Source organism: Thiovibrio frasassiensis, assembly GCF_029607905.1.
Lineage (GTDB): Bacteria > Desulfobacterota > Desulfobulbia > Desulfobulbales > Desulfurivibrionaceae > Thiovibrio > Thiovibrio frasassiensis.
Map to the genome: position 1 here is coordinate 2,362,008 of NZ_JAPHEH010000001.1, position 24,526 is coordinate 2,386,533.

The following is a 24,526-nucleotide window of genomic DNA, read 5'->3' on the forward strand; positions in this document are numbered from 1 at the left end:
AAGAACCCAAACGGGTTTACATTATTTCGTAATAACGGCCAAAGGCGCAGGGTTTGCACAACGCTTTGCCGTCCTTGATGACCTCCCGACAATCCTGCACCCAATCGCCGCATTGTTCGCATTGCACCCGCCGCATAGGACGGCCGGGCATATCCTCTTCGGGCACGGTGATCGCAACCGACTGCACCTTGAAAAGCTCCTCTTCGGGCATGATCCGGTAGGCCTCAAGCTGCTGCTTGTATTTGTCGCCGATTTCCGGGCAGTATTTTTTCGAGGTCTCTCTCGATTCCTCCAGCGCGGTGATCCGCACTGCCTTGCCAGACTTAAGGTTGACAAAGGTTGCGGCCATGATTCCGTAATCGAGCCATTTGAGGGAGCGTTTGCCCAGAGAGCAGCCGGTGACGGTCTGGATGGCGTCGGTGGCGCAGCGGTCGATCTCCACCAGCACATAAAACTCCTTACGCTGGGCCTTGGGATCTTCGATGCCGATCTCCCGCAGGCCGATCATGGACATGCGTACCCCGATGACCTGGCCCGCGCAGATGTGGCCGTGGATCTTGGTTGATCGTTCAAGTAATGTCTCAAAGTTTTCCATACGGTATCTCCGCCATGTGCAGGGTGGACTTTTTAGGGTGCTTGATAAGCACAGAGGTTCACTTTAGGTGATCGTGTCGAATTTTGCCAGTGAAACCCGCCAGGGAGTGCGTTGTCAAGTGACATCGCGGGCAAGAAAGAAGAATGATGCAAAGTTTCGTTGAATATGCTAAATAATCCTTTCCAAGGTGCTCCATGGGAGCTTAAACGGGAACCCCGTGTAAATCGGGGACGGGCCCGCCGCTGTAACCGGGGACGCGTTTCGCAATCACGCCACTGTTTTTAGAATGGGAAGGCGCGAAACAAGGATGAACCGGAAGTCAGAAGACCTGCCTTGACAAATAATACTGCATGATCGCCGTGGACAAGTGGTCGTGTTATGATCTGCCGTGGATGAAACAGGGCCTCCCCGGATCGAGAAAATCGGTCCGGGGATTTTTTTTTATGGTGCTGGATCTTCATTTTATCACCTCGCTTTGGGCCCATCTCATCTGGCCGCTGACGAAGATCCTCTTTTGGATGTCCGTGGGTTTGATCGCCGCGAATTTCATCGAGGCCCTCAACTGGACGCACCGCTTGGCCTCCCTGACCCGACCCCTGGTGCGTTTGGGCAGACTTTCCCCCGTCTCCGGGGCCAGCTTTTCCATGGCTTTTTTCTCCGGGGTAACGGCAAATACCATGTTGGCCGAGGCCTTTGATAAGGGCCAGCTGAGCAAAAAAGAGCTGGTACTTGCCAACCTTTTTAACGGTCTGCCCCGTTTTTTTCTCCATCTCCCTACGGTTTTTTTCCTGACCGCACCGCTGATAAAAATGGCTGCCCTGCTGTACCTGGCCCTGACTTTTGCCGCGGCAATGCTGCAAACCGTTGTGGTGGTTATCGGTGGCAGGATCTTGCTCCCCCCCCTGCAGGGAGAGCTGGGAGAGGTAGCCCCCCTGGTCCGCGAGAAAATCGACTGGCACCAGGCCCTGAAAAAAAGCGTGCAGCGATTTCGTAAGCGGATCAAGGGGCTCATCTATTTTACCGTGCCCGTGTACATCCTCTTCTTCTACCTGGGTAAACACGGGGTGTTTGACTGGCTGGAGCAAGTATTTGCCACCAAGGTCTGGTTTCTTGCTTGGCTCCAGCCGCAAAGCCTTGGCATTGTCATGGCCCATGTCACCGTGGAGTTTTCCGCTGGTCTGGCGGCGGCCGGAGCCCTGCTGGCAGCGAAAAGCCTCAGCTATAAAGAGGTGGTTCTTGCTCTCCTGGTCGGCAATATCCTCTCCACCCCGATTCGGGCGGTGCGGCACCAATTCCCTTACTATGTCGGCATCTTTTCCCCGAAGCTTGCCCTTGAGCTTGTAGGGGTGAGTCAGGTCTTGCGGTTGGCCTCGGTGATCGCTGTTGGCCTGGGATATTATTTTCTGCCGCTTGGCTGAGGGTGGAACGAGGAATTACTCTGGAGTTGGAGGGAAATTGCCGGTTTTTAAGTTTTCAACTTAGTTGTACACGTGTTGTGTCAATAAGGCGCCCATTGGGCTTAAAAGGGAATCCCGTGCAAATCGGGAACGGTCCCGCCACTGTAATTTCCTCCTGCTTCCACCGGGAAGCGGGAAAGTCGGTTCTCAGGCCACTGTCCTCTGTCATGGGGCGGGAAGGCGAACCGGTTTTGGGAAAAGTCAGGAAACCTGCCTCGTTGATTGTTTTGCTGCCGCCTTCGAGGAAAGGTTTCCGGCCTTGCGCGAAAATTACCACAGCAGGGGGATGCCGTCTTTTTTTGAAGGAAATGTATTAACCTTTTGAAAGATGGAGAAAAAAGATGCGTTTGCAAAGAATGGTGCACAATGGTGTTGCGTTGCTGGTCGCCCTGTTTTTGGTGCTTGGCGCCACGGCTGTCCAGGCTTCCCAGGCTGCCAAGGCTGAGAAAAAAACGGCGGTGGTGCTGGCGGTGTTCGGCACCAGCCATGAAAGCGGGCTGGACGGCATCCTCAACATCCGGGAGCAGATCCAGAAAGAGCTGCCCGGGATCCCGGTCCGCTTGGCCTTTACCTCGAACATCATCCGGAGGATCTGGCAGGAGCGGCGTCAAGACCCAACTTATGCGGCTCAGCATCTAGAAGTGCCGGGGGAAGTCCTTAATGTCAAAGGGCCGTTGGCCACCATCGCCGACTTGCAGGACGAAGGCTATGGCTATATCGTGGTGCAACCGACCCATATCTCAAGCAGCGAGGAGTTTGCCGATCTGGCCGGTTATGTCGCGGGATTGAACAGCATTAAGACCGTGAAGAAGCGGAACATGCCCTTTAAAAAGATCCTCCTTGGACGTCCTGCCCTGGGAACCTTCGGCATTGAGCACGAGTATCGCCACGACATCGAAAAGATGGCGGCTGTTGTGGCCCCGGATGTGGAGCTGGCCAGAAAAGCCGGGCGGGCGTTGGTTTATTTCGCCCATGGCAACGAGCATTATTCCACCGGGGCCTATATGGAGTTCGAACAGGTGATGCGCCAGCGCTATCCCGGGGTGCGCATCTATGTTACCATGGTTGAGGGTTTTCCGGACAACGCTGTCCTTTTCGCGGAACTGAAGGCGGATAAAACGAAAAAGGTGCTGCTCAAACCCTTCATGACCGTGGCCGGCGACCATGCCAAGAATGATATGGCCGGTTCGGAGCCGGATTCCCTGAAAAGCCTGCTTGAGGGTCGCGGCATCGATGTGGCCGCCTCCCTCACCGGCTTGGGTGAGTCCGATACCTTTGCCGCCATCTTTGCCCAGCATATCAAGGATGCCATGACCGATGAAGGGATATAAAAACCAATGACCCGCAGTGGATACCAAATATGGCTGCTCAGCCTCTCTTTGGCGGCAGCCACTCTTGGCGCCATCATCTATGCCACCGGCATGGGGCATATCGCTGTGCCCGGTGGGGATATTGTCCGGGTGATTGCGGCTCGGCTCACCGCCAATCCCGCGCTGCTTGGCGGGATGGATCCGGTGTTTCCCTTTGTGGTTTTCGAGGTGCGGCTGCCGAGAATTCTCACCGCCACCCTGGTCGGGGGAGGCCTGGCCATGAGCGGCGTCATCTACCAGGGTATCCTGCTGAATCCGCTGGCGGACCCGTATACCCTCGGGGTTTCCTCCGGCGCGGCCTTCGGCGCGGCCCTGGCTTTGTTGGCCAACCTGAGCATGATGGGTCATTTTTCCGTGCCTCTTTTTGCCTTTGTCGGTGCGGCCATAACCCTGCTGGTGGTCCTTTATCTTTCCAGCTTCAACGGGCAGATCTCGGCCAACACCCTGATTCTTTCCGGCGTCATTGTCGGGGCCATTCTGGCGGCCGGGATCAGCTTTTTAAAATATCTGGCGGACGAGCAGGTGGCGGTGATTATCTTTTGGCTCATGGGCAGCTTCGCCTCCCGCACCTGGCTGGATGTGTGGGTGGTGGCGGGGGCGGTGCTCTGCGGTCTGGTTCTGTCCCTGTATTACGCCAGGGATCTCAATATCCTCAGTCTGGGCAGCAGGTCGGCGGATACCTTGGGGGTAGAGAGCACCAGGGTGCGCTGGATTCTGCTCCTGGGGGCCTCCCTGGTGACTGCGGTCTGTGTTTCGGTTTCCGGGATCATCGGTTTTATCGGCCTCATTGTCCCGCACCTGATGCGTTTTCTGGTGGGGCCGGATAACCGGAAGCTGCTGCCGGTTTCCATCCTGGCCGGCGCCTTGCTTCTTCTAGTGGCCGATACCGTGACCCGTGCGGTCCTGCCGGTGGAGGTGCCAATCGGTGTGCTCACCGCCCTGATCGGCGGCCCGTTTTTTTGCGTGATCTTCCGCAGACGGCAAAGGAGGGCGGCATGACACCGGACAACGGTTTTGCCCTGTCCGGGGTCAGTTTTTCCTACGGTACGACTCCGGCCCTGGTCGGTCTGGATATCACTCTTAAGCCGGGCAGGTTCTACGGCATTGTCGGCCCCAACGGCTGCGGCAAGACCACCTTCCTCGATCTGCTCACCGGCGGCAAGAGCCCCGACCGGGGAAGGGTCAGCTTTATGGATCGGCCGGTGGCTGCGTACCGCCGCCGCGATCTGGCCCGGCTTGTTGCCCTGGTCCCCCAGGATTTTGGCATCGATTTTGCCTTTACCGTGCAGGAGGTGGTGCTCATGGGACGCCATCCGCATATCGGCCGTTTCGCCTCCCCGGCAGTGGAAGATTGGCGCCAGGTTGAGGCGGCCATGGCGGCCATCGGCATCAGCCATTTTAAGGACCGTTTTGTCAATGAGCTTTCCGGCGGGGAAAAACAGCGGGTCGTCGTGGCCCGGGCCCTGGCCCAGCAGACCCCGTATCTGCTTTTCGACGAGGCGACCTCCAGCCTGGATGTGCGCTACACCATGCAGATCTTCAACGTGGCGCGCAACCTGGTCAAAGAAGAAGGGCGAACGGTGATCGCGGTGATCCACAACCTGAACCTGGCTGCGGCTTACTGCGACGAGATTATCTTCATGCAGGGTGGCAAGGTTGCGGCCTGCGGCCCCACCGAAACGGTACTGGAAGCGGCTCTGATCAAAAAGGTTTTCGGGGTGGAGAGCAGGGTGGGGTTTGACCAGTTCAGTAATACCCAACAGATTTCTTTTCGCTACTGGAGTTAACATTGTGCCTGCAATAACGATGCGTCTGCTTTTTCTTGTTCTTGTCGCTCTGCTGGCAGGTTTCAACCCACCCGCCAGTGCTGGTACAGTTCCCGCTACCTTTCGGGACAGCGAAGGCAAGACGGTTACGGTCAGTAAACCATATACCCGAATCATCTCGCTTTACCCGGCCCATACCGAGAATCTGGTCAGCCTGGGGCTTGACAGAGAGATCATCGGCATTGAAGGCGCGGATGAAGATCTGCCCCAGCTCAAAGACAAAAAGCATTTCAGCTACCGGGAAGATGCGGAGAAAATCATCGGGGCTAGGCCCGACCTGGTGCTGGTCCGGCCGATGATCGAACGCACCGCGCCGCAGCTGCTGGCCACCCTGCGTCGGGCCGGGATCACAGTGGTTTCCCTCCAGCCCAACACGGTGGAGGAGATCTTCGATTATTGGCGTGCCCTTGGGGTGCTCACCGGCAAAACGCGCCAGGCCGAGGAGATGGTTGCCACCTTTCAGACGGAGCTTGCGGCAATCCGCAGGATCATAAGCAAGGTGCCGGAAAAGAAGCGAACCAAGGTCTATTTTGAGGCGATCCACACCAAGATGAAGACCTTTGCCCAGGAAAGCATTGCCAGCTATGCGCTGCAACAGGCCGGGGGCATTAACGTGGCCGCGGATGCCAGCCAGGTTCGGGAAACCAATATCGCTGCCTACGGCAAGGAGCAGATCCTGGCCAAGGGTGCGGAGATCGAGGTTTTTCTCGCCCAGCTGGGACGGATGAATCCGGTGTCCATCGAGACTATCATCCAGGAACCAGGATTCCAGGCGATCAAGGCGGTGCGGAACAACCGGGTCTATCTGGTTGACGAACACCTGGTTGCCCGGCCAACCTTGCGGATCATTGAGGGCATAAAAACCATCGCTGGTCTGCTGTATCCCGAGCTGTTTCCTGGTGGGGGACAAAAAAAAGCGGCTGCCGATGGACGCTGACCGTCGCTCCGCCTTCCTGATTGCCGGCACCAGCAGCGGCTCCGGCAAGACCACCATCACCCTGGGTCTGCTGGCCGCCCTGCGCATGCTGGGGCATACGGTGCAGCCCTTCAAGTGCGGCCCGGATTTTATCGATCCGGGTCTGCATCGGCTGGCCTGCGGCCGCATTTCCCGGAATCTGGATCTGTGGATGATGGGGGCGGAACAGGTGCGGGAGACCTTCGCCGCCGGTGCTGCCGAAGCGGAGATCTCGGTGATCGAAGGGGTCATGGGCATGTTCGACGGCCAGCTTTCTTCCAGCGCCGCCCTGGCCAAAGGGCTGGGTGTGCCGGTGGTGCTGATCCTTGATGTGCGTTCTGCGGCGGAGAGCGTGGCTGCGGTGCTCAAAGGCTTTGAAACCCTCGATCCCGAGGTGGCCCCGGTGGCGGTGATCCTCAACCGGGTTGCCAGCCCCAGGCATCTTGAACTGGTGAGCGGGGCCATCCGCGCCCATTGCCGGGCCGAGATATTGGGGCATCTGCCCCAGAGCCTCGATTTTGCCATGCCCGCCCGGCATCTTGGTCTCTTTACCGGAGAGGAACAGCCCATCAGCCCCGAGGCATTGGCCAGGTTGGCCGAGACGATTCAGGCCCAGATCAACCTGGAGCGGTTACTGGAGCTGGCGGCAACCGCCACCGTGCCCGCGCTTGATCATGCCCCGGCCCGGCAAGCAAGTGTGGTGGTGCAGGCACGGATCGGGGTGGCCCGGGACAGGGCCTTTTGTTTTTATTACGAGGATAATCTCGATCTCTTGCGGGCTGCGGGCGCGGAGCTGGTTTTTTTCAGCCCCCTGGCAGACGATCAGCTGCCCGAGGGGCTGGACGGCCTCTATCTGGGCGGCGGCTACCCGGAACTGTATGCCAGGGAGCTTTCCTCCAATCTTGGGATGCGGCAGGCGGTGTATGATTGGGGTGAATCCGGCCGTCCGCTCTATGCTGAATGCGGCGGCTTCATGTATCTCACCGAAGGAATTGCCGGAGATGATGTTGGCGTCTTGCCCATGGTTGGGGTATTTCCGGTGACGGCTCGGATGCAGAAAAAACGGGCCAGCCTTGGCTACCGTGAGGTCCGGCTCGAACAGGATTGTTTTTTCGGCCCGGCCGGCAGCCTGTTTCGGGGCCATGAGTTCCATTACTCGGTAATCGACGAGATGCCTGTGCAGATCGAACGCATCTATGCGGTGAACCGCGGTGTTCACCGCATAGACAGCCGTGAAGGGTATCGTTATAACAATGTCTTGGGCGGCTATCTGCATCTTCACTTCGGCTTCAACCCGCGGATGGCAGTGGAATTTGTCCGGGCCTGCCGACCTGGCAGCCCCTTGGGAGAGGAACAATGAAGAGCACCATCATGCAGATTCGACCCGAGGAGATCGAGGCGGAAAGCTTTCGGATCATCGCCGAGGAGCTTGGCCCCAATGATTTTGAGCCGAGGACCTTTCAGGTGGTGCAGCGGGTGATCCATGCCACCGGAGACTTCTCCTTTGCCGAATCCCTGATCTTCCATCCCCAGGCCATCGACGCCGGCATTGCCGCGATCCGGGCGGGACGCAACATCCTGACCGACGTCAACATGGGCGCGGCCGGGGTGAGCAAGGGGTTGCTGGCGCATTGGGGAGGCAAGGTGATTTGCAGGGTGGCGGAGATGGAAGTGACTCGGCTTGCCAAAGAGCGGGGTCTGACCCGTTCCGAGGTCGCCATAGAGCAAGGATTGCTGGAAAATGTCGGTATCGTTTCGGTGGGCAACGCACCCACCGCCCTGTTGAAAGTTATGGAGTGCTGGCAGAAGATGGATAAGTCCCTTCGCCCGGGCTTGGTGGTCGGAGTGCCGGTGGGCTTTGTCAATGCCGCCGAATCCAAGGAGCTGTTGAGCGAAAAGAATTATCCCTTTATCACCTGCCGGGGGAGAAAGGGCGGCACTCCGGTGGCCGTGGCCATCGTCAACGCCCTGATCCGCCTGGCAAAAGAGGCATAGAGTCCCATGGGACGCAGACTGCGAAGCGGATATACCACCGGTGCCTGTGCGGCTGCGGCGGCTAAGGCGGCGGTTCTGTTGCTTCTTGGCCGCCGCCGGCCCGAGAGGGTGGAAATTCCCTTTCCCGATGGCAGTCGTTATGCCTTTGTCGTGCATCATTGCCAAGTCAAGGCCGGTCTTGCCCGGGCCTCGATACTCAAGGATGCCGGGGATGATCCGGATGTGACCAACGGGGCGGAGATCGTGGCCACGGTTTCTTTTTTTCCGGAAGGAGCCTCCTGCAAAAGTTCCCTCCCCTCCGGCGGGGAAGGGTTAGGAAAAGGGGGAAACAGCGATGAACCAGGCAGGTTGCTAGTTCACCCGCCCCCCAACCCCCTCCCATCGAGGGAGGGGGAGCTGAACTGTGTTCGGCTGGAGCAGACCTCTATTTTCCTTAGCGGCGGAGCGGGGGTTGGCAGGGTCACCAAGCGAGGTCTTGCGGTAACGGTTGGGGAACCGGCGATCAACCCGGTACCGCGCCGGATGATACTGGCTGCGGTTCTCGAAGGGTTGGGCAAGGAGCCGGGGAAGAAACTTCTGGTGGAGATTTCCGTGGTCAAGGGAGAAGAGCTGGCGGAGAAAACCCTGAACCATCGGTTGGGCATAGTGGGCGGTCTTTCCATCCTCGGCACCACCGGCATTGTCCACCCCGTTTCCGCCGAAGCCTGGACCGCAACGATCGAGGCCTCTCTGGCCGTGGCCAAGGAGGGTGGACTCACGGAGGTGGTGCTTTCCACCGGCCGCACCTCGGAAAAGGGGGTGCAGACCATGCTCACCCTGCCGGAGGAGGCGTATGCCATGATGGGAGATTACCTGGAATTTTCCCTGCTGGCCGCGGCCCGACGGGGTTTTACAAAGATCCATCTGGCCGGGATGTGGGCCAAGATCATGAAGGCGGCATTGCAGACCCCCCAGACCCATGTCCGACACGGCGCGCTGGAGGTTCAGGACGGCTTGGCGCTTCTCGCTCAGCTGGGGGCGGAACCGCCTTTGCTTGAGAGTCTCAGAGAGGTCAATACCGCCAGGGAGATCCATGAAAGGCTGGTGGAAGCAGGGAGAGACGATTTGATCCGAGGGGTCTGCGAAGCGGCGCAACGCTATGCCCAAAAGGTTTCCGGGCTTCCGGTGCGGGTCTATCTGGTGAACAGCCACACCCGGGTGGAGTTGCATGTTTAGGAGCCGTTCCGTGCATACCTGTAGATGCTTAATCGTTTTCATACGGCTCCTTATGCCGTTGGGGCAGACCAGATGAAGAGTCAATTGTCACAACGGCCTAGGTTGATTCTAATCGGCGTCGGTTGCCAGGGGCTGAGCGGTGAACAGACATCGGTATTGTCTCGCTGCGGACTCATTGTCGGCGATCCCCGCCATCTGGTTCAGGTGGCGGAGATGACGGCGGAGAAACTGGTCATCTCCCCCTTGGCTTCGGCCCTGGAAGGAATCCGCTTGGGGCTGGACAGCGGGGATGTCGGGGTATTGGCCAGCGGCGACCCCTTGTTTTTCGGGATCGGTCGCAGGCTGCTCAAGGAATTCGGCTCGGATCAACTGCTCATTCTTCCGGCCCTCTCCACCATGCAGGAGGCGTGTGGTCGGTTTCATCTCCCCTGGGACGACATGCAGATGGTCAGCCTCCACGGGAGGAAAACCCTGCATTCCCCCGGCCTGCTGCTGGAACGGGAGAAGACTTTTGTTTTTACCGATGGGCACAACACCCCAGCCCATTTGGCCAAAGAGCTTATTGATTATCTGGAATTGATTGAGGAGCAACCCCTGTTGCACGGGTGCCGGATGTATGTTGCCGAAAATCTCGGCACTGCCGAGGAGCGTCTTTTTTCCGGCACCCCGGCAGAGACGGCGGCGGAGCAGTTTGCTGCGCTGAATGTGCTGATCGTGACCCGGCCGCCTCTTGCTGCAGCGGAATTTTTGGCTTTCGGTCTTACCGAAGAGGAGATTGCCCACAGCCGGGGCCTGATCACCAAGGATGAGGTGCGGGCCGTAACCCTGCATGCCCTCAGGCTGCCGAGCACCGGGGTGCTCTGGGACCTCGGTGCCGGCAGCGGTTCCATCTCCGTGGCCGCTGCCCGTCTGCAGCCGGGCTTGACGGTCTTTGCCGTGGACCAGCATCCCGAGGCCTTTGCTAATGTGCAGCGCAATATCCGGGACTTCGGCTGCTACAACATCATCCCCGTTCAGGGTGAGGCATCGGCCGTTGTAAGCACCTTGCCGGACCCGGACCGGGTCTTTATCGGCGGCAGCGGTGGCAAATTGGCGGAGATCATCGGCCAGGCTGCCCAGCGGTTGCCTTGCGGGGGCAGGATGGTGGTGAACGGGGTGATCCTCAAAACCGTGGCCGAGGCCCCGCCATGCATGGCGGCACACGGCTTGAAGGTTGCCTTGACCAAGGTACAGATTGAACGAACGACTTTTCCGGAGAGTAACCCGGCAAAGGTTTTAAATCCCATAACCGTTATGACAGGAAGCAAATGAAGGGAACATTATATGTAGTCGGGGTGGGCCCGGGCGATCCGGAGCTGATGACCCTCAAGGCGGTTCGGATTTTGGAGCGTTGCACGGTGTGGCTCGCGCCGGCGGCGAAAAAGGACGGAGAAAGTACGGCCTTGGGGATCGCAGAAGGGGTGGTGAATCGGGGCGACAAGGAGATCGTCACCCACCATTTTCCCATGAAAAAGATCCGCATGGGGAAACGCCCGGATCCCGAGGTGAAAAAGGCCTGGGATGCGGCAGCGGCCCAGATCGTCGGCCATCTGCAGGCGGGCCGGGATGTGGCCTTTCCCACCCTCGGCGATCCGGCCATTTACAGCACCGGCTTCTATGTCTGCGAAACCCTTTTTGCGCTGGCTCCGGACCTGCCGGTGGTGATCATTCCGGGCGTCTCCGCCATCGGCGCTTCCGCGGCGGCGGCGGGCCAACCCCTCTGCCTTGGGGATGACCGACTGGTGGTCATTCCGGCCACCTTTGAAAATGGCCGCCTGCGGGAGATCCTGGAGCAGTTCGATTCGGTGGTTCTCATGAAGGTGCACCGGGTGATGGACCGGCTGGTGCCTCTGTTAAAAGAGATGGATCTCCTCGACAAGGCGGTGCTGGTCGAGCGCTCGAGCCAGTCCGGCCAGCGGATCAGGCGCGATCTGACCACCGCCCTCCATGAGCAGCCCCACTACTTTTCCACCATCATTGTGAGAAAATCATGAGTCCGGCCAACGAGCGCTTCCCGGTCTTTTTCGTGGGGGCCGGACCCGGCGATCCGGAACTGATAACGGTCAAGGGACAACGGTTGCTGCGGGAGGCGGATTGCATCGTCTATACCGGCAGTCTGGTGCCGGAGGCTCTTCTTGTCGGGGTAAAGGCGGAGGTGCATAATTCTGCCGGCCTGAATCTGGACGAGGTTATGGCACTGGTGATCTCCGCGCAACAGAACGGGAAAAGGGTGGTTCGCCTCCATACCGGCGACCCCTCGATCTATGGGGCCATCAATGAGCAGATCGCCCGTCTGCTTGCGGCCAAGATCTCCTTTCAGGTGGTCCCCGGCGTGAGTTCCACCGTGGCCACCGCCGCAGCCCTGGCCACCGAACTGACCTTGCCCGAGGTCTCGCAGACCGTGATCATCACCCGGAGGGCAGGGCGGACCCCGGTGCCGGAGCAGGAGTCCCTCGCCTCCCTGGCAAGTCATCAGGCCACCATGCTGATCCTGCTCAGTATCGGCATGATCAAAGAGGTTGTTGCTGATCTGCTCAGCGGCGGTTACCCGCAGGATACCCCGGTGGCCGTGGTCGAAAAGGTGAGCTGGCCGGAGGAGCGGGTTCTCCGCGGGACCCTTGCGACCATTGCGGCCCAGGTAACGGAAGCGGGGATCACCAAGACCGCGATCATCGCGGTGGGCAAGGTCCTGGCCAGTGCCCCGCCCCCGGCGCTTTCCAAGCTCTATGACCGTCATTTCAGTCACGGTTATCGGGATGCGGCTCAATAAGATATGAAGATCGGGATTCTCGCCATAACCGCCGGCGGCAAGAGGCTGGCCGCTGACTTGGCGGCCATAATGGAGGGCGCTCTGCTGGTGCAGGAGGAGGGGGTGGCGCAGACCCTTGCCAGGTACTGGCGGGAGATGGACGGGTTTATTTGCATCATGGCCACCGGTATTGTGGTGCGGGCTATTGCTCCGCTTCTCCAAGGCAAGGAGCACGACCCCTGCGTGGTGGTGGTGGATGAGTTGGGCCGTCATGCCGTCAGCCTGCTTTCCGGCCATCTGGGCGGGGGGAATGACCTGGCTTGTCGGGTAGCGGCTCTCTGCGGCGGCGAGCCGGTGATCACCACCGCCTCGGACACCTTGGGCCTTGTTTCCCTGGATCTCTGGGCCAAGGCGCAGAATCTTGTCTGCGAGAGCAAGCAGGGGCTGACCCGGGCCAGTGCCAGGCTGGTCAATACCGGCAGCCTGACCCTGTATGCCGAGGGGCACATTGCTTCGCTGCCCCGTGGATTGGTACCGGTTGCCGGGCCGGAGCTGGCGGATATTGTGGTGACTTGTCGTCTCGGAGAATATGGCTCCGCCGTGGTCTTCCGCCCTAAAAATCTGGTGGTCGGAGTCGGGTGCAACCGTGGGGTTCCGGTTGCCGAACTCCACCAGGCCTGCGGGGAGTTGTTTCGCGAACAGGGGCTGTCGACGTTGAGTATCCGCAATCTGGCCTCCATCGATCTCAAAGACGACGAGATCGGATTGCTGGCCTTTGCGCAAGAGTTGGGCGTAGGCATAGATTTTTTTAATAAGGACGAGTTGAATAGGGTTGCGGGTGTCGCGGTTTCCGAAGCGGCGCTGCACCATGTCGGTGCGGTCGGTGTGGCCGAACCTGCTGCCCTGCTCAGCGCACAGAGTAACGATCTACTGGTTGGGAAAAGAAAATGGCACAATGTAACCATGGCAGTGGCCAGGGCAAACTGTACGTTGTCGGAACAGGACCTGGTTCTGCAAGACATATGACTCCTGCGGCGGGCGAGGCCCTTGCTGCAGCCGAGGTAATCGTCGGCTATCAGACCTACCTTGATTTGATCCCTGAATTTCTTGCGGGCAAGGAGGTGATCGCCTCCCAGATGATGAAGGAGGTTGACCGCTGCCGCAAGGCGCTGGATCTGGCGGCCGAGGGCAAGAAAGTGGCCCTGGTTTCCGGAGGCGACCCAGGGATCTATGCCATGGCCGGTCTGGTCTTTGAGATGGCCCGAGAGCAGAATGCTTCTGTCGATATCGAGGTGATTGCAGGCATCGCCGCGCTCAATGCCTGCGCCGCCCGTTTGGGCGCACCGCTCATGCATGATTTTGCAGCGATCAGCCTTTCCGACCTGCTGACCCCCTGGGAAAAGATCGAGCGACGGCTTGAGGCTGCGGCCGCCGCTGATTTTGTTGTGGTGATCTATAATCCGAAGTCGAAGAAGCGGGCCGAGCATATCGTTAAGGCCCGGGAGATTTTGCTGGCGCATCGCGATCCGGAGACGCCGGTGGGTATTGTTACCGCCGCCACCCGCGAGAACGAACGGATCGTGCTCACCACCCTAGCGAAGATGCTGGAGAGCGAGATCGACATGCAGACCACCATCATCGTCGGCAACTCCATGACCTTTGCCTGGCAGGGGTTTATGGTGACTCCCCGGGGATATGCGGCAAAGTACGCGCTCTAAGAAGCTATCAGCCCTTGCTGGTGCTCACGCGTCCTTGATTGCCAGCAGCGGTTCCATCCGGGCCAGACGGAGAATGGGAATCGCTGCGCCGACCAGGCAAATCACGATGCCCACCCCCATGGCGATGAGCCCGATGGTAATATTGCCCGCGGTTATGGTCGAAACTGCGCCAAGGGTGCGGAGCAGGGAAAAGTCCTTGGCCAGATAATGGATCAGGGAATGGCCGATAAGCACACCGGCAAGACCGCCCATGGAGCTGATCAACAAGGCCTCGGCCAGGAAGATCTTCATGATATGGATCTGGTGGGCGCCGATGGCGCGCAAAATGCCGACCTCGCGCCGCCGTTCGTTGGCGAGCACGGTGAAGGTCGACCAGGCAAGGAGCAGGGCGAGAAGCGAAGAGATCAGGATGGTGATGGAAAAGACCCGGATGATGTCGCCCAAGGTATTGCGGACATCGGCGCCGATATCCCCCCTGGTCATCACCCCCACAGTGGGATTCACTCTCCGAATATCAGCGACCACCTTGTCGGTGGAGACCCCATCCTTTACCTTGATGAAGATGATGGAAATCTTGCCGGCTTTATATCCCCCCGTTGCCTCGGGAGAGATCTTGTTCAGGTCGTCGAGGCGCATGAACACCCCATGGTCCAGGCCGGTGCGCGTCTGCTGGAGATGACCGACCACCTTGACCCCCTTGCCGAACAGACTGGCGGTGTTGATCAACCCGAGATACTCATAGACATAGCTCCCCACGTAGACCTGACCCGGTTGCAAATGCTTGGGCCCGACCTCCAGCCAGGGGGCGATCACAAAATCCTTGTCCTGATCAAAAACAATGACCTGCCCCTCATCGATGCTGCAACAGCCGGAAGAAAGGGTGTTGAGATAGATATGGTAGGTTGCCTGCTTGATATCCGGCAACTGGCTGATGTCGTCGAAGACAAACTTGTCCATGTAAAAACTCTTGATCCTGCTGTCCAGGATGAACTCTTCGGCAGTGCCCTTGGCCTCGGAGGGTACGATGACAATGTCTGCCCCAAGCCGCTGGCTCGCCGCCTCGATATCCTCTTCCACCGCCTTGTTGAAGAGCATGGCAAAGGTCAGCAACCCGACCAGGAGTCCAACCGCCAACATCAGGATCAGGTTGCGGAACATCTTCCGGGAGACGCCTTTCCAGGCAATGGCAATGATGGAGTATGCGTTGCGGGGAGTCATAGGGCTTTGGCTGTCACTGAGGAGGTTGGGGGAGTTGAAACAGGAAAACCGGAGGGCAGCAGCCCCCCGGTTTTCCTATAGAACAAATAAGTACTGAAAGGAACTTATTTCTTTTTCGCGGTCTTTGCTGCCTTTCCGGCCCAGTTTACATCAAGACCGCAGAGAATGGCATGGGGGGCGTCTTCGCCGGTGCCGAGTTGCTCGTCATGGCATTTCAGGCAGGTGGAGCTCGCCTTGCCGACAATTTTCTTGGCAGCGACGTCAAAAAGACGCATCTGGCCGTCCATGCGCCACTCGCCGTCAGCCGGCTTAACAGGATCCTTGCAGCCGGGGAGAATGGCCTTGGTGCGGGTGGTGATCATTACGTACTTGCTGTCCGGGGTGAAGATGGCGTCGTGGGTCTCTTCCAGGTTGGCCATGGTCACGGAAGACACGGTCTTCAAGGTTTTTGCGTCAACAATAAAAAGGATGTCCCCGGTGGCGTTGGCAATGTACTTGCCGTCCGGTGAGTAGTACTGACGGAAGCTGACGGTGGACTTGAAGTTGCCGTCTGCCACGCCTTTACGCAGAACCTTTACCTTGCCCTGCTCAAGCGACTTTGCGTCAAGCACGAACATGTGCATCTTGCCGATGACATCGCCAAGTTCCTTGTTGTCCGGAGCGGAGTTTGACTCGTTGAGGGTGATGAAGATTTCCTTCATGTCCGGAGAGTTGATACCGTGGGTGTACTTAACGCCGCCCTTGATGTCAGCCTCGGTGCCTTCCAAAAAGATGTTGTGCTTCATCTCCATGGTCTTCTTGTCGATGATGCTGATATAGCCAGGCTTGTTCATGGAGATGGGCATGAAATAGTCCTTGGTCTGAGCGGAAGCGCAGTAACCCGCCTTTGTGCTCATGACCTTGGCCGGAACCGGAAAGGTCTTGTCTACGAGAACCTTACCGGTTTTGAGGTCGGTTTTGCCATAGTGATACACATCGTTGGCAGAATGATCCGGCTTGTAGGTGGACCAGTAAATGGTGTTGCGATCCTTATTGTCGATGCGGGCATCATGGAAAGGATGGGTTTTTCCATCGCCGATGTCGATCTTGTCCAGTTCTTCAATGATAATGGGGGTCTCGGCCTTGGGGTCAATCTTGAATACGGCCTTGGCAAAATGGCCGCCCATGCCTGCGATGTAAGCGGTGCCGGCATAGTTTGCCGCATTGGCGGTGGCAGCTGCGCCCATCATGCCAAGGGCGATGGTGCCGGTGATCAGGGAGTTGCGCCAGGTAGCTTTGGAAAAATGCATTGTTCTCTCCTCGTTGTAAATGTCCGCAGTTCATTAACTCATGCCGACATCCGACAGCTGGTAACTGTCTATTCACTTATAATGACCTTGGACAACAGAGCCGAAGAGCGATGTTGGCCAAGATAGACTTCGCATACTGCGACAAATTGCCATGCGACAAAATGCCACATGGTTGTTTACGATATTACCACTCGATGGTATATTGGCAACCTCATTTTTATGCGGAGGCAAATAATTTTGCAGGGGATCAAGTCCGGCGCCATTTTCCTGTCTTTTCTTGCCCCTGCTCCCGGCTGAATACCGACCTACCTCATGGGGATACACATGATCATCGAATGCAAGGAAATCACCAAGACCTACCCGGTGGAAGGGACCCTGGTTCACGCCGTCAATGCGGTGAATCTTTCCGTGGACAAAGGGGATTTCCTGGTTATTCTGGGCCATTCCGGCTCCGGGAAAACCACCCTCTTGAGTCTGATCGGGGGGTTGACCTCCCCGGACAGCGGGCAGGTCTTTATTGATGGCGTGGAAAATTGGCAGCAATCCGACCGGGCCCTTTCCACCATGCGCAACAGCAAGATCGGTTTCATCTTTCAGTTTGCCAGCCTGATTCCCACCCTCTCGGTGATGGAGAACATCCTGCTCCCGTTGAGCTTCGGCCAGAACCCTGCAGGCAGCCGTGCGCTGGCCCTGGATATCCTCGCTCAGGTCGGCTTGGCGGACAAGGGCAAGGCTTTTCCCTCCCAGCTCTCCGGTGGTCAGCAACGGCGGGTCGCCATCGCCCGTTCCTTTATCAACTGTCCGGACATCATCCTGGCCGATGAACCCACCGGCGATCTGGATGAAGAAACAGAAAGTGATATCCTTGGCCTGTTTAGAAGGTATAATGAACAGGGCACCACCTTTGTGGTCGTTACCCATAACAGCGATCTTGCCGCCACCCAAAAGGGCGCCAGGGTTTTTTCCATGCGGCAGGGCGTTCTTTCCAGTCAGGGTGCCCGAGTTTTTTAAAATCCCCAGACTGAGCCGGCCCTTATTATGGTACAAAAGATCCTTCCCATATTTCTGCTCTGCACCCTGCTCTTTGTCCTGACTGGTTGTTCCGGCACCGATTCGGCTGCCAAAAAACTTAAGATCGGCGATCAGGCTCCTGACTTTGCCGGGACCGATCTGGATGGCCAGCCTCTCTCCCTTGCCGACTACCAAGGACAGCCGGTTATTCTCCGGTTCTGGTCCACGGATTGCAAGTTCTGCCGGGCCGACACCCCGATCTTCAACCAGTACTTTGAAAAGTATAAACAAGCCGGGCTGCGGGTGGTCTATATCAACCGGAATTCCGACGAGGCCACGGTGCATCAGTTTGTCGACGACCTGGAAATCGGTTTTCCGGTACTCCTTGACAAGGACGGGGCGATTTCTTCTCGATACAATATCAAGGTGGAGCCGCAGACCATTGTTATCAGCCCGGATCACAAGATTGTTGCCGCCATTCTTGGCGGGGTCAGCGAGCCGGAGCTGAAAAATCTCCTCGGTGGATATTTTAGTAAAAAAACAGAAAAACAATAGGTTACATGAAAATGTCAACGCGCAATCTTACGATTGGTTTTGTCCGAAAGGGCGCCCTTGCCGCATTCTTCGTCTCCTTTTTCTTGCTGGCAAATCCTTTGTTGGCCCAACCCGTTCAGGAGATCTCTCCCCAGGAGCGCTGTTCGGTATGCGGGATGTTTGTCGCCAAGTATCCTGACTGGCTCACCCAGGTCCGACTGAGTAACGGTATTGTGAAATATTTTGACGGGGTCAAGGATATGCTGGCCTTTTCCTTCAATCCCGATTCCTTCGGCACGCCGGGGCAGAAACTTCAGAAGATCTGGGTCAAAGACTACTACACCCTTACCTGGCTCGATGGCCGTGCGGCCTGGTATGTGATCGGCAGCGATGTTTACGGTCCCATGGGCCACGAGTTCATTCCCTTCAGCTCCGCGGCTGCGGCGGAAAATTTCCGCAAGGATCACAAGGGGACCAAGGTGCTCCGTTTTGAAGAAATCAGCGAGCCGCTGGTGCAGTCCATGCGCCACGGCCAAAAGATGCGCTGAACCGATGCGGCCCGCCCTGGTTTTTTCCATATTCCTCTCTCTGCTGCTGGCCCTTGACGGGGCGCTCCTGCTTGATGGCATGAGCAGGCGTAATGATGAGAACGCAACCCTTGCCCAGCTGGAGGTGCTCACCAGCGGCCTCGGTCTCACCGATCTGGCCGTGTCCACCGAGGCCCGCTACACGCGGCATCCGGCGGTAAGCGACCCGATGGCCCCCTTTATGGATCATCCCGGGGCCATCGAACATTTTCCCACCGGCGCCTTCTGGCTGCCGGTGCGCTGAGTGCCATGGCCTCCAAAAATCTCGAGAAACAGCTCAATATCCTGGATTACGCCCTTTCTTCCCTGTGGCGGCGTCGGCTGAAAAGCCTCAGCGTCCTGCTGGTCTTTGCTGCGGTTATCTTCCTCTTGGCCTCTTTTCAGATGGTGACCCAGGCATTGTCCGATAAGGCTGCGCAGGTGCTGGCCTACACCCCGGAGATCACCCTGCAGAAGATGTCCGCCGGCCGCCAGGAAGCTATTCCCCTGGCTTACCGGGAGCAACTCGCCGGAGTCTTCGGCATCCGCAGGGTGGTGCCCCGGATCTGGGGCTATTATTTTGACGAGGTCCGCTTGGCCAATTACACGGTCATGGGCATGGATTTTAACGAGATGCCGGAAGGCGCTCGCCTCGATACCGCCTTGGCCAGCGGCACCATGCCGGCGCCGGACGAGCAGGGCAGGGTGGTTATCGGCCATTCTATCAAAAAAGCCCTGGCCCTTGGAGGGCGCGACACCTTCTCGCTGTTCCGCCCCGATCTCTCCTTAAAAGCCTTTACGATCAGCGGCGAGTTCTCGCAAGAGACCGATATCCTGACCAACGACCTTATCGTCATGAGTCTCGCTGATGCCCGCGATCTGTACGCTATTCCCGCCGGCAAGGTCACCGACCTCTGCGTTTACGTGGCCAACCCCAAGGAGATCGGAACCATTGCCAAAAAGATCTCCGCTGCCCTGCCTGCGGTCCGGGTCCTGACCCGGCCCCAGATCCAGAAAACCTATCAGGTGGTCTTCGGCTGGCGCAGCGGCTTCGGCTCCATCTGCCTGCTCACGGCCCTGGCCGCCTTTGTTATCCTGGCCTGGGACAAGGCCTCCGGCCTTTCCCCGGAGGAGCGGCGGGAGATCGCCATCCTCAAGGTGCTGGGCTGGGAAACCAGCGACATTTTGGCGGTGCGGTTCTGGGAGTCGGTAATCGTTTCCGGTCTTGCCTGCCTGGTGGGGATAACCGCTGCTTATATCCATGTGGTCTACTTTGCCGGTTCTATTTTTCGCCCGGTGCTCATGGGCTGGTCCGTGCTCCGGCCTGAGTTGCATCTTTTGCCCAGATTGGCGGCGGGCGATATCCTGCTGATTCTCGCCTTTACCGTGATTCCCTATCTCGCGGCCACGGTGATTCCGGCCTGGCGCAGCGCCACGGTTCCCGCCGATTCGGCGCTGGGAGGCTGAGCCGATGCTGATCGAACTTTCCGGGGTGAGCAAGATTTACAACCAGGGCAGAGCCAACGAGGTGCGGGCGCTGAGCGACATCGATCTCAAGGTGGAGCAGGGGAGCATGGTCTGCCTCAAGGGGCCGAGCGGCTCGGGCAAGTCCACCTTGTTGGCCATCATCGGCTGCATCTTTCCGCCCACCAGCGGCCGGGCCGTTATTGGTGCGCGGCAGCTGGCCCGGCTGCCGGACCGGTTCCTCACCCTGCACCGACGGGAGACCATCGGCTTTATCTTCCAGCGTTTTAATATTCTCCCGGAGCTGACGGTGCTCGATAATATCGCCCTGCCTCTGCTGCCGCTGGGGGTGTCGCCCAAGGAACGCAAGCTCCGGGCCCAGGAGCTGCTGGAACGCTTTTCCATCAGCCACCGGGCCAACTTTCCGGCCGGGCAGATCTCCGGCGGCGAACTGCAGCGGGTGGCCATTGCCAGGGCGTTGATCAACAACCAGCCCATCATCCTGGCCGACGAGCCCACGGCCCATCTCGATACGGTCCTGAGCCGGGAATTCATGGAGATCATGCAGCAGTTGAAAGATACGGGCAAGACCATCGTCATCGCCTCCCACGACCCCCTGGTTTTCGAACATCCGGCCATCGACCGGACCGTCACCATCCAGGACGGCAGAATCCATGTTTCTTAATCCCTGGAGCCTGGCCCTCACCCTCTGCAGCCTGGTGGTGCTGGGGCTCGGCGCAGTGGCCGGCAAAACCGCGGTGCGGGTCCTCCGTTTCTGGGAGCCAGGCAGCGACAGCAACCAACAGATCCGGCTGGAAAACGAGATCTGGCTCTCTTCCACCCTGGTGGCCTACGGGTTGGGGTTACAGATCATTACCCTGATCCTTTTCGTCCTTGCCGCCGACCAGTTCTGTCAGGTCATCGTCGGGGCCATGTGCGCCACCGGCGCCCTGCTGGCAAACCCCTACGGCATGCCCGCCCTGCTGGTCAAACTGTTCGGGGTTTTCTTCTACGGCCTTTGGATCCTCCTCCACCAGTTGGACATCCGCTCGGAGCAGTACCCGTTGGTGCGGATCAAGTATCTGACCCTGCTCCTGCTTCTCCCCATGCTGATCCTCGATGTCGCCCTGCAAACCCTCTATATTGCCGGGATCAAGCCGGACATCATCACCTCCTGCTGCGCCGTGGTATTTAGCGAAAGCACCGGGGGCGGGACCAATCTGCTGAGCGGCTATTCGCCACAGGGTTTGCTCGTTGCCTTTATCGTTTCCATTATCGGCCTTGTAATCCTGGGAAGGGGATTGTTGGAGCGCTGGCAACCTTGGCTGGCTGGGCTTTATGCCGCGGGCTGGCTCTGGTTTTTCGGCCTATCCCTGGTGGTAATCACCACGGTGATCTCATCCTACGTCTATGCCATGCCCTACCATAAATGCCCGTTCTGCATCCTCAAACCGGAGTACCATTATTTTGGGTTTGCCCTCTATGGCACCTTGATTCCGGCGACCTTTTTCGGGGCCAGTGCCGCGTTTGCCGGATTGGTAAGGGGGAAGGGAGGATTGGCTGGGGTGGTGGAGCGCTACCAACAGCTGGCGATGAAGCTTTCCCTGTTCTTGTTGCTCCTTTTTTCAGGGTTGTCGTTCTATCATTATCTCAAATATCTGATCGGCGGCGGGGAAGGGTAGCGAGGTCTGTTGGCGAAGGAATTTGCACCGGTTCGCGGCGGGGTCGGAGAGGGAGGGAATGGATTATAATGTTTGCAGCTTACGATACCGTTTCGCCACCGAGAATACGGATAAAGGCGACCAATTGTTCTTGGTCGAAATGCCCATCCATCTGTTCCAGCATCACCTTGAGGGCATCAAATGGTTTTCTCGCCCCGGCGTAGGGGCGGTTGGTGGTCAAGGCGTCGTAGACATCCGCGATGCTGGCGATCTTCGCCTCTGTTGGAATATTCTGCATGTTCCGACCATCTGGATAACCTGAGCCGTCAAAGCGCTCATGGTGGTAGAGGATGATGTCCAGCGAGCTTTTGGCAAGATATTCTTTCATCAGAATGTAACCAAGTTCGGGGTGCTGGCGCACGACCTTGGTTTCTTCCTTGTTCAACGGTCCAGGTTTCTTGAGAATGTTTTTCGAGATCTGGCTTTTGCCGATGTCGTGGAGCAGGCAGCCGATGGCAAAATCCTGCAGTTCTTGATCAGCGTTGCCAAAACCCAACATCTGCCAGAAGTTGATCCCGAACACGCAGACATTGACGCTGTGGGTGAAGGTGTAAAAATCGTGGGTGCAAAGCTTGGCCAACATCGAGGCGGAGGAGGCGTTGTCCATGATCAACTTGATCAGCCCCTCGGCAATATTCTGAACTCGGGCAACATTTTTGCCGCTTCTCGGATTGTTGAATACATCGGTGACGGCATTTTTGGCACAGGAGTATAGGACAATCGCCTTTTTTTCCACCGGGGTTTCGGTATTGTCCAAGACGCTTTGCAGGGTTTTTTCGAGAAAGAGATTGAACGGCCCCTCATCCTGCTTCTTGATATAGAGCTGGCCGAACTGAAGGTTGGCGATGGCCAGTTTCAGGTTAACAATCTCGGAATCCTTGCTGGCGAGAAGGACAGGTTTCTCTTGAGAAAAGGAGCTGCTACTGCCGTAGATATCAAAATTGAGGTATTGGTCGTCTTTGAGCAGAAAATCCTTGGTGATGACGACATACTCATCATCGGTGATGACAGTGGACATTTTCATAAGTGCGGGGGCCAGTGGTCTTGTCCTTGAATATCCCGGGGATAATGCTTCTCGGGAAATTTCCTGTTCAAAAGCGGGCTTTGTTACACAAAAAAACATCGCCCATTACCGCTTCAATCATATATGAATATGTTATTCCCTCTTCAGAAACAATACGGAAAAAATACCTGGTTGAAAAGTGAGCAAATACCATGCTGCTCAGCAAGGGATCTTTTCGGTTCGCTCACTTCTTTCATTTAATCCGGACATGGCCCGATTATTTACCAAGGAAACCCAACAACACGGTATTATGATCGTAAGCATGGAGACCTCTTTTCAATTCATTCAAGATTTCTGGCCCCATTTTTTGACGACCGTTACCGTTCTGGCAATGGTCGCGACCGCCGTGCATGTCATCATGCATAAGCACGATACCCGGGCGGCCATCGGCTGGCTGGGATTGACCTGGTTTTCTCCGGTTTTTGGAGTCTGCCTCTACTGGCTCTTCGGAATCAACAGAATCCAGCGCCGAGCTAAAATAAAGTTTGCCGACCGGGTATCCGTTGCTTTGCCTCGGCTGGATGTCTTGGTTTCCGCGAATCAGATTGGCGCAATCTTTGGGAAGCATGATTCAGGAATGACCGCCCTTCACAGCCTGACGGATCAGGTAACCACCCGGCCGCTGCTTGACGGCAATCGGATTGAGGCTTTGCAAAACGGCGATCAGGCCTATCCGGCCATGCTTTCGGCCATTGCGGAAGCACGGATTTCCATTACCCTGGCCACCTATATTTTTGACGACGATTCCTGGGGCAAGAAATTCAGGGATGCGCTGCGAACTGCCGTGCGGCGCGGAGTCGAGGTCCGGGTACTCATCGATGCGGTGGGAGCCCGTTACTCGTTTCCTTCCATCATTGGCGAGCTGGAGCGTGACGGGATCCGGGTTGCCACATTCATGAAAACCATTCTCCCCTGGCGGTTTCGCTATCTCAATTTACGCAGTCACCGGAAAATTATGGTCACGGATGGCAGAACCGGTTTCAGCGGGGGGATGAATATCCGGGAGGGCTGCGTTCTGGGGGATAACCCGGCCTATCCGCTGCAGGACCTCCATTTTAAGATCGAGGGCCCGGTGGTTGCCGAACTGCAGCAAGTCTTTGCCGAAGATTGGGCTTTCAGTACCGAGGAAAAGCTGGCAGGGCCCGCCTGGTTTCCGGTTCAGGAACTCCGGGGGGGGGTGCTCGCCCGGGGAATATCCGACGGGCCGGATGAAGACCTTAACAAGCTCCGTTTCGTGATGATGGGGGCGATTGCAGTCGCCCGTCGTTCCATACGGATTGCGACCCCATATTTCCTGCCGGACAACGAACTGGTGGCGGCCCTGCAGATTGCAGCGCTGCGCGGAATAAAGATCCAGATCCTGCTCCCCGGCACCAGCAACCTCCGCATGGTCAAATGGGCCTCCGATGCTTTGCTGGAAGAGTTGCTCCGCTCCGGCTGCCAGATCCATTACAGTGCCGCTCCGTTTGATCACTCAAAAATGATGGTGGTCGACGGCGAATGGGTGCTCCTTGGTTCTGCGAACTGGGATGCCCGCAGCCTGAGGCTTAATTTTGAATTCAATATGGAATGCTACGACCTCGATCTTGCCCGGATCATGGAAGAGATTCTCGCTGAAAAGGAGCGGCAGGCAACGGAACTGACCCTCCCGGATCTGGATTCGAAAAAAATCGCAGCCCGCATGAGGAACCGGTTTTTCCGCTTGTTTTCGCCGTATCTTTAAGGGGAAGCGGATATCCGC

The 24,526-nt window shown here is 57.7% G+C and carries 25 protein-coding genes and 2 riboswitches; of the genes, 21 read left to right on the plus strand and 4 right to left on the minus strand.

Annotation, left to right across the window (positions count from 1 at the left end):
- Window positions 1-16: 16 nt before the first annotated feature.
- Window positions 17-595, minus strand: a complete 579-nt coding sequence (locus OLX77_RS11095) for an FmdE family protein (protein WP_307633666.1) — start codon at window positions 593-595, stop codon at window positions 17-19.
- A 168-nt stretch (window positions 596-763) separates the two neighbouring features.
- A riboswitch (cobalamin riboswitch) is annotated at window positions 764-945 on the plus strand.
- A gap of 93 nt (window positions 946-1,038) precedes the next feature.
- Here OLX77_RS11095 and OLX77_RS11100 point away from each other — a divergent pair.
- The 13 genes from OLX77_RS11100 (at window position 1,039) to cobJ (ending at window position 13,919) form a co-directional block, all read left to right on the plus strand.
- Window positions 1,039-2,013 carry a hypothetical protein gene (locus OLX77_RS11100; RefSeq protein ID WP_307633667.1) on the plus strand — a complete coding sequence of 325 codons (975 nt, stop codon included), beginning with the start codon at window positions 1,039-1,041 and terminating at the stop codon, window positions 2,011-2,013.
- 69 nt (window positions 2,014-2,082) lie between these two features.
- A riboswitch (cobalamin riboswitch) is annotated at window positions 2,083-2,284 on the plus strand.
- Between the two features lie 109 nt (window positions 2,285-2,393).
- Window positions 2,394-3,383 carry a sirohydrochlorin cobaltochelatase gene (locus OLX77_RS11105; protein ID WP_307633668.1) on the plus strand — a complete coding sequence of 330 codons (990 nt, stop codon included), beginning with the start codon at window positions 2,394-2,396 and terminating at the stop codon, window positions 3,381-3,383.
- A gap of 6 nt (window positions 3,384-3,389) precedes the next feature.
- A complete protein-coding gene (locus tag OLX77_RS11110; protein WP_307633669.1) occupies window positions 3,390-4,421 on the plus strand; it encodes a FecCD family ABC transporter permease in 1,032 nt (343 codons plus the stop codon).
- Window positions 4,418-5,209 (plus strand): ABC transporter ATP-binding protein, encoded by a 792-nt coding sequence (locus tag OLX77_RS11115; protein ID WP_307633670.1) that lies wholly within the window; start codon window positions 4,418-4,420, stop codon window positions 5,207-5,209. The genes OLX77_RS11110 and OLX77_RS11115 overlap by 4 nt, the downstream gene beginning before the upstream one ends.
- Window positions 5,210-5,213: 4 nt before the next feature.
- The gene (locus OLX77_RS11120; RefSeq protein WP_307633671.1) at window positions 5,214-6,185 is read left to right on the plus strand and encodes an ABC transporter substrate-binding protein; all 972 of its coding nucleotides are present in this window, start codon (window positions 5,214-5,216) and stop codon (window positions 6,183-6,185) included.
- Window positions 6,175-7,563 (plus strand): cobyrinic acid a,c-diamide synthase CobB, encoded by a 1,389-nt coding sequence (locus OLX77_RS11125; RefSeq protein ID WP_307633672.1) that lies wholly within the window; start codon window positions 6,175-6,177, stop codon window positions 7,561-7,563. The genes OLX77_RS11120 and OLX77_RS11125 overlap by 11 nt, the downstream gene beginning before the upstream one ends.
- Window positions 7,560-8,198: a precorrin-8X methylmutase gene (locus OLX77_RS11130; protein ID WP_307633673.1), complete on the plus strand. Its 639-nt coding sequence runs from the start codon at window positions 7,560-7,562 to the stop codon at window positions 8,196-8,198. The genes OLX77_RS11125 and OLX77_RS11130 overlap by 4 nt, the downstream gene beginning before the upstream one ends.
- Before the next feature lie 6 nt (window positions 8,199-8,204).
- Window positions 8,205-9,413 (plus strand): cobalt-precorrin-5B (C(1))-methyltransferase CbiD, encoded by a 1,209-nt coding sequence (cbiD, locus tag OLX77_RS11135; protein ID WP_307633674.1) that lies wholly within the window; start codon window positions 8,205-8,207, stop codon window positions 9,411-9,413.
- A gap of 72 nt (window positions 9,414-9,485) precedes the next feature.
- The gene (gene cbiE / locus OLX77_RS11140) at window positions 9,486-10,724 is read left to right on the plus strand and encodes a precorrin-6y C5,15-methyltransferase (decarboxylating) subunit CbiE (RefSeq protein WP_307633675.1); all 1,239 of its coding nucleotides are present in this window, start codon (window positions 9,486-9,488) and stop codon (window positions 10,722-10,724) included.
- Entirely contained in the window at window positions 10,721-11,446 is a 726-nt protein-coding gene (cobI, locus tag OLX77_RS11145) for a precorrin-2 C(20)-methyltransferase (RefSeq protein WP_307633676.1), read from the plus strand. Before cbiE ends, cobI begins: the two co-directional genes overlap by 4 nt.
- Entirely contained in the window at window positions 11,443-12,222 is a 780-nt protein-coding gene (gene cobM, locus OLX77_RS11150) for a precorrin-4 C(11)-methyltransferase (RefSeq protein WP_307633677.1), read from the plus strand. Before cobI ends, cobM begins: the two co-directional genes overlap by 4 nt.
- Before the next feature lie 3 nt (window positions 12,223-12,225).
- On the plus strand, window positions 12,226-13,227 hold the full coding sequence (locus OLX77_RS11155; protein ID WP_307633678.1) for a cobalt-precorrin 5A hydrolase: 1,002 nt from the start codon (window positions 12,226-12,228) through the stop codon (window positions 13,225-13,227).
- Window positions 13,224-13,919 (plus strand): precorrin-3B C(17)-methyltransferase, encoded by a 696-nt coding sequence (cobJ, locus tag OLX77_RS11160; protein ID WP_307633679.1) that lies wholly within the window; start codon window positions 13,224-13,226, stop codon window positions 13,917-13,919. Before OLX77_RS11155 ends, cobJ begins: the two co-directional genes overlap by 4 nt.
- 24 nt (window positions 13,920-13,943) lie before the next feature.
- Here cobJ and OLX77_RS11165 read toward each other — a convergent pair whose 3' ends face one another.
- Entirely contained in the window at window positions 13,944-15,137 is a 1,194-nt protein-coding gene (locus OLX77_RS11165; RefSeq protein WP_307633680.1) for an ABC transporter permease, read from the minus strand.
- Window positions 15,138-15,241: 104 nt separating this feature from the next.
- Window positions 15,242-16,426 carry a hypothetical protein gene (locus OLX77_RS11170; RefSeq protein ID WP_307633681.1) on the minus strand — a complete coding sequence of 395 codons (1,185 nt, stop codon included), beginning with the start codon at window positions 16,424-16,426 and terminating at the stop codon, window positions 15,242-15,244.
- Between the two features lie 324 nt (window positions 16,427-16,750).
- Between OLX77_RS11170 and OLX77_RS11175 the strand changes: the two genes are divergently transcribed.
- From OLX77_RS11175 to OLX77_RS11205, 7 genes are read left to right on the plus strand one after another with little or no spacing between them, the layout of a single operon-like run.
- On the plus strand, window positions 16,751-17,437 hold the full coding sequence (locus OLX77_RS11175) for an ABC transporter ATP-binding protein (protein ID WP_307633682.1): 687 nt from the start codon (window positions 16,751-16,753) through the stop codon (window positions 17,435-17,437).
- A 27-nt stretch (window positions 17,438-17,464) separates the two neighbouring features.
- Window positions 17,465-17,992: a TlpA family protein disulfide reductase gene (locus OLX77_RS11180; RefSeq protein WP_307633683.1), complete on the plus strand. Its 528-nt coding sequence runs from the start codon at window positions 17,465-17,467 to the stop codon at window positions 17,990-17,992.
- 11 nt (window positions 17,993-18,003) lie between these two features.
- Window positions 18,004-18,519 (plus strand): nitrous oxide reductase accessory protein NosL, encoded by a 516-nt coding sequence (locus OLX77_RS11185; protein ID WP_307633684.1) that lies wholly within the window; start codon window positions 18,004-18,006, stop codon window positions 18,517-18,519.
- A 4-nt stretch (window positions 18,520-18,523) separates the two neighbouring features.
- On the plus strand, window positions 18,524-18,802 hold the full coding sequence (locus OLX77_RS11190; protein WP_307633685.1) for a hypothetical protein: 279 nt from the start codon (window positions 18,524-18,526) through the stop codon (window positions 18,800-18,802).
- A gap of 5 nt (window positions 18,803-18,807) precedes the next feature.
- Complete coding sequence (locus tag OLX77_RS11195) at window positions 18,808-20,004, plus strand: ABC transporter permease (protein ID WP_307633686.1); 1,197 nt, start codon at window positions 18,808-18,810, stop codon at window positions 20,002-20,004.
- Window positions 20,005-20,008: 4 nt separating this feature from the next.
- On the plus strand, window positions 20,009-20,686 hold the full coding sequence (locus tag OLX77_RS11200; protein ID WP_307633687.1) for an ABC transporter ATP-binding protein: 678 nt from the start codon (window positions 20,009-20,011) through the stop codon (window positions 20,684-20,686).
- On the plus strand, window positions 20,676-21,683 hold the full coding sequence (locus tag OLX77_RS11205) for a hypothetical protein (protein WP_307633688.1): 1,008 nt from the start codon (window positions 20,676-20,678) through the stop codon (window positions 21,681-21,683). Before OLX77_RS11200 ends, OLX77_RS11205 begins: the two co-directional genes overlap by 11 nt.
- A 79-nt stretch (window positions 21,684-21,762) precedes the next feature.
- Here the strand turns inward: OLX77_RS11205 and OLX77_RS11210 are convergent, their stop codons facing one another.
- A complete protein-coding gene (locus tag OLX77_RS11210) occupies window positions 21,763-22,746 on the minus strand; it encodes an HD-GYP domain-containing protein (RefSeq protein WP_307633689.1) in 984 nt (327 codons plus the stop codon).
- A gap of 301 nt (window positions 22,747-23,047) precedes the next feature.
- Between OLX77_RS11210 and OLX77_RS11215 the strand changes: the two genes are divergently transcribed.
- Window positions 23,048-24,508: a phospholipase D-like domain-containing protein gene (locus tag OLX77_RS11215; protein ID WP_307633690.1), complete on the plus strand. Its 1,461-nt coding sequence runs from the start codon at window positions 23,048-23,050 to the stop codon at window positions 24,506-24,508.
- Window positions 24,509-24,526 lie beyond the last annotated feature (18 nt).

What these genes read in the sequence shown, in the direction of transcription:
- OLX77_RS11095 (WP_307633666.1), bottom strand. Translation starts at nt 595, where the DNA reads ATGGAAAACTTTGAGACATTACTTGAACGATCAACCAAGATCCACGGC.
- OLX77_RS11100 (WP_307633667.1), top strand. Translation starts at nt 1,039, where the DNA reads ATGGTGCTGGATCTTCATTTTATCACCTCGCTTTGGGCCCATCTCATC.
- OLX77_RS11105 (WP_307633668.1), top strand. Translation starts at nt 2,394, where the DNA reads ATGCGTTTGCAAAGAATGGTGCACAATGGTGTTGCGTTGCTGGTCGCC.
- OLX77_RS11110 (WP_307633669.1), top strand. Translation starts at nt 3,390, where the DNA reads ATGACCCGCAGTGGATACCAAATATGGCTGCTCAGCCTCTCTTTGGCG.
- OLX77_RS11115 (WP_307633670.1), top strand. Translation starts at nt 4,418, where the DNA reads ATGACACCGGACAACGGTTTTGCCCTGTCCGGGGTCAGTTTTTCCTAC.
- OLX77_RS11125 (WP_307633672.1), top strand. Translation starts at nt 6,175, where the DNA reads ATGGACGCTGACCGTCGCTCCGCCTTCCTGATTGCCGGCACCAGCAGC.
- OLX77_RS11130 (WP_307633673.1), top strand. Translation starts at nt 7,560, where the DNA reads ATGAAGAGCACCATCATGCAGATTCGACCCGAGGAGATCGAGGCGGAA.
- cbiD (WP_307633674.1), top strand. Translation starts at nt 8,205, where the DNA reads ATGGGACGCAGACTGCGAAGCGGATATACCACCGGTGCCTGTGCGGCT.
- cbiE (WP_307633675.1), top strand. Translation starts at nt 9,486, where the DNA reads ATGAAGAGTCAATTGTCACAACGGCCTAGGTTGATTCTAATCGGCGTC.
- cobI (WP_307633676.1), top strand. Translation starts at nt 10,721, where the DNA reads ATGAAGGGAACATTATATGTAGTCGGGGTGGGCCCGGGCGATCCGGAG.
- cobM (WP_307633677.1), top strand. Translation starts at nt 11,443, where the DNA reads ATGAGTCCGGCCAACGAGCGCTTCCCGGTCTTTTTCGTGGGGGCCGGA.
- OLX77_RS11155 (WP_307633678.1), top strand. Translation starts at nt 12,226, where the DNA reads ATGAAGATCGGGATTCTCGCCATAACCGCCGGCGGCAAGAGGCTGGCC.
- cobJ (WP_307633679.1), top strand. Translation starts at nt 13,224, where the DNA reads ATGACTCCTGCGGCGGGCGAGGCCCTTGCTGCAGCCGAGGTAATCGTC.
- OLX77_RS11165 (WP_307633680.1), bottom strand. Translation starts at nt 15,137, where the DNA reads ATGACTCCCCGCAACGCATACTCCATCATTGCCATTGCCTGGAAAGGC.
- OLX77_RS11170 (WP_307633681.1), bottom strand. Translation starts at nt 16,426, where the DNA reads ATGCATTTTTCCAAAGCTACCTGGCGCAACTCCCTGATCACCGGCACC.
- OLX77_RS11175 (WP_307633682.1), top strand. Translation starts at nt 16,751, where the DNA reads ATGATCATCGAATGCAAGGAAATCACCAAGACCTACCCGGTGGAAGGG.
- OLX77_RS11180 (WP_307633683.1), top strand. Translation starts at nt 17,465, where the DNA reads ATGGTACAAAAGATCCTTCCCATATTTCTGCTCTGCACCCTGCTCTTT.
- OLX77_RS11185 (WP_307633684.1), top strand. Translation starts at nt 18,004, where the DNA reads ATGTCAACGCGCAATCTTACGATTGGTTTTGTCCGAAAGGGCGCCCTT.
- OLX77_RS11190 (WP_307633685.1), top strand. Translation starts at nt 18,524, where the DNA reads ATGCGGCCCGCCCTGGTTTTTTCCATATTCCTCTCTCTGCTGCTGGCC.
- OLX77_RS11195 (WP_307633686.1), top strand. Translation starts at nt 18,808, where the DNA reads ATGGCCTCCAAAAATCTCGAGAAACAGCTCAATATCCTGGATTACGCC.
- OLX77_RS11200 (WP_307633687.1), top strand. Translation starts at nt 20,009, where the DNA reads ATGCTGATCGAACTTTCCGGGGTGAGCAAGATTTACAACCAGGGCAGA.
- OLX77_RS11205 (WP_307633688.1), top strand. Translation starts at nt 20,676, where the DNA reads ATGTTTCTTAATCCCTGGAGCCTGGCCCTCACCCTCTGCAGCCTGGTG.
- OLX77_RS11210 (WP_307633689.1), bottom strand. Translation starts at nt 22,746, where the DNA reads ATGAAAATGTCCACTGTCATCACCGATGATGAGTATGTCGTCATCACC.
- OLX77_RS11215 (WP_307633690.1), top strand. Translation starts at nt 23,048, where the DNA reads ATGGAGACCTCTTTTCAATTCATTCAAGATTTCTGGCCCCATTTTTTG.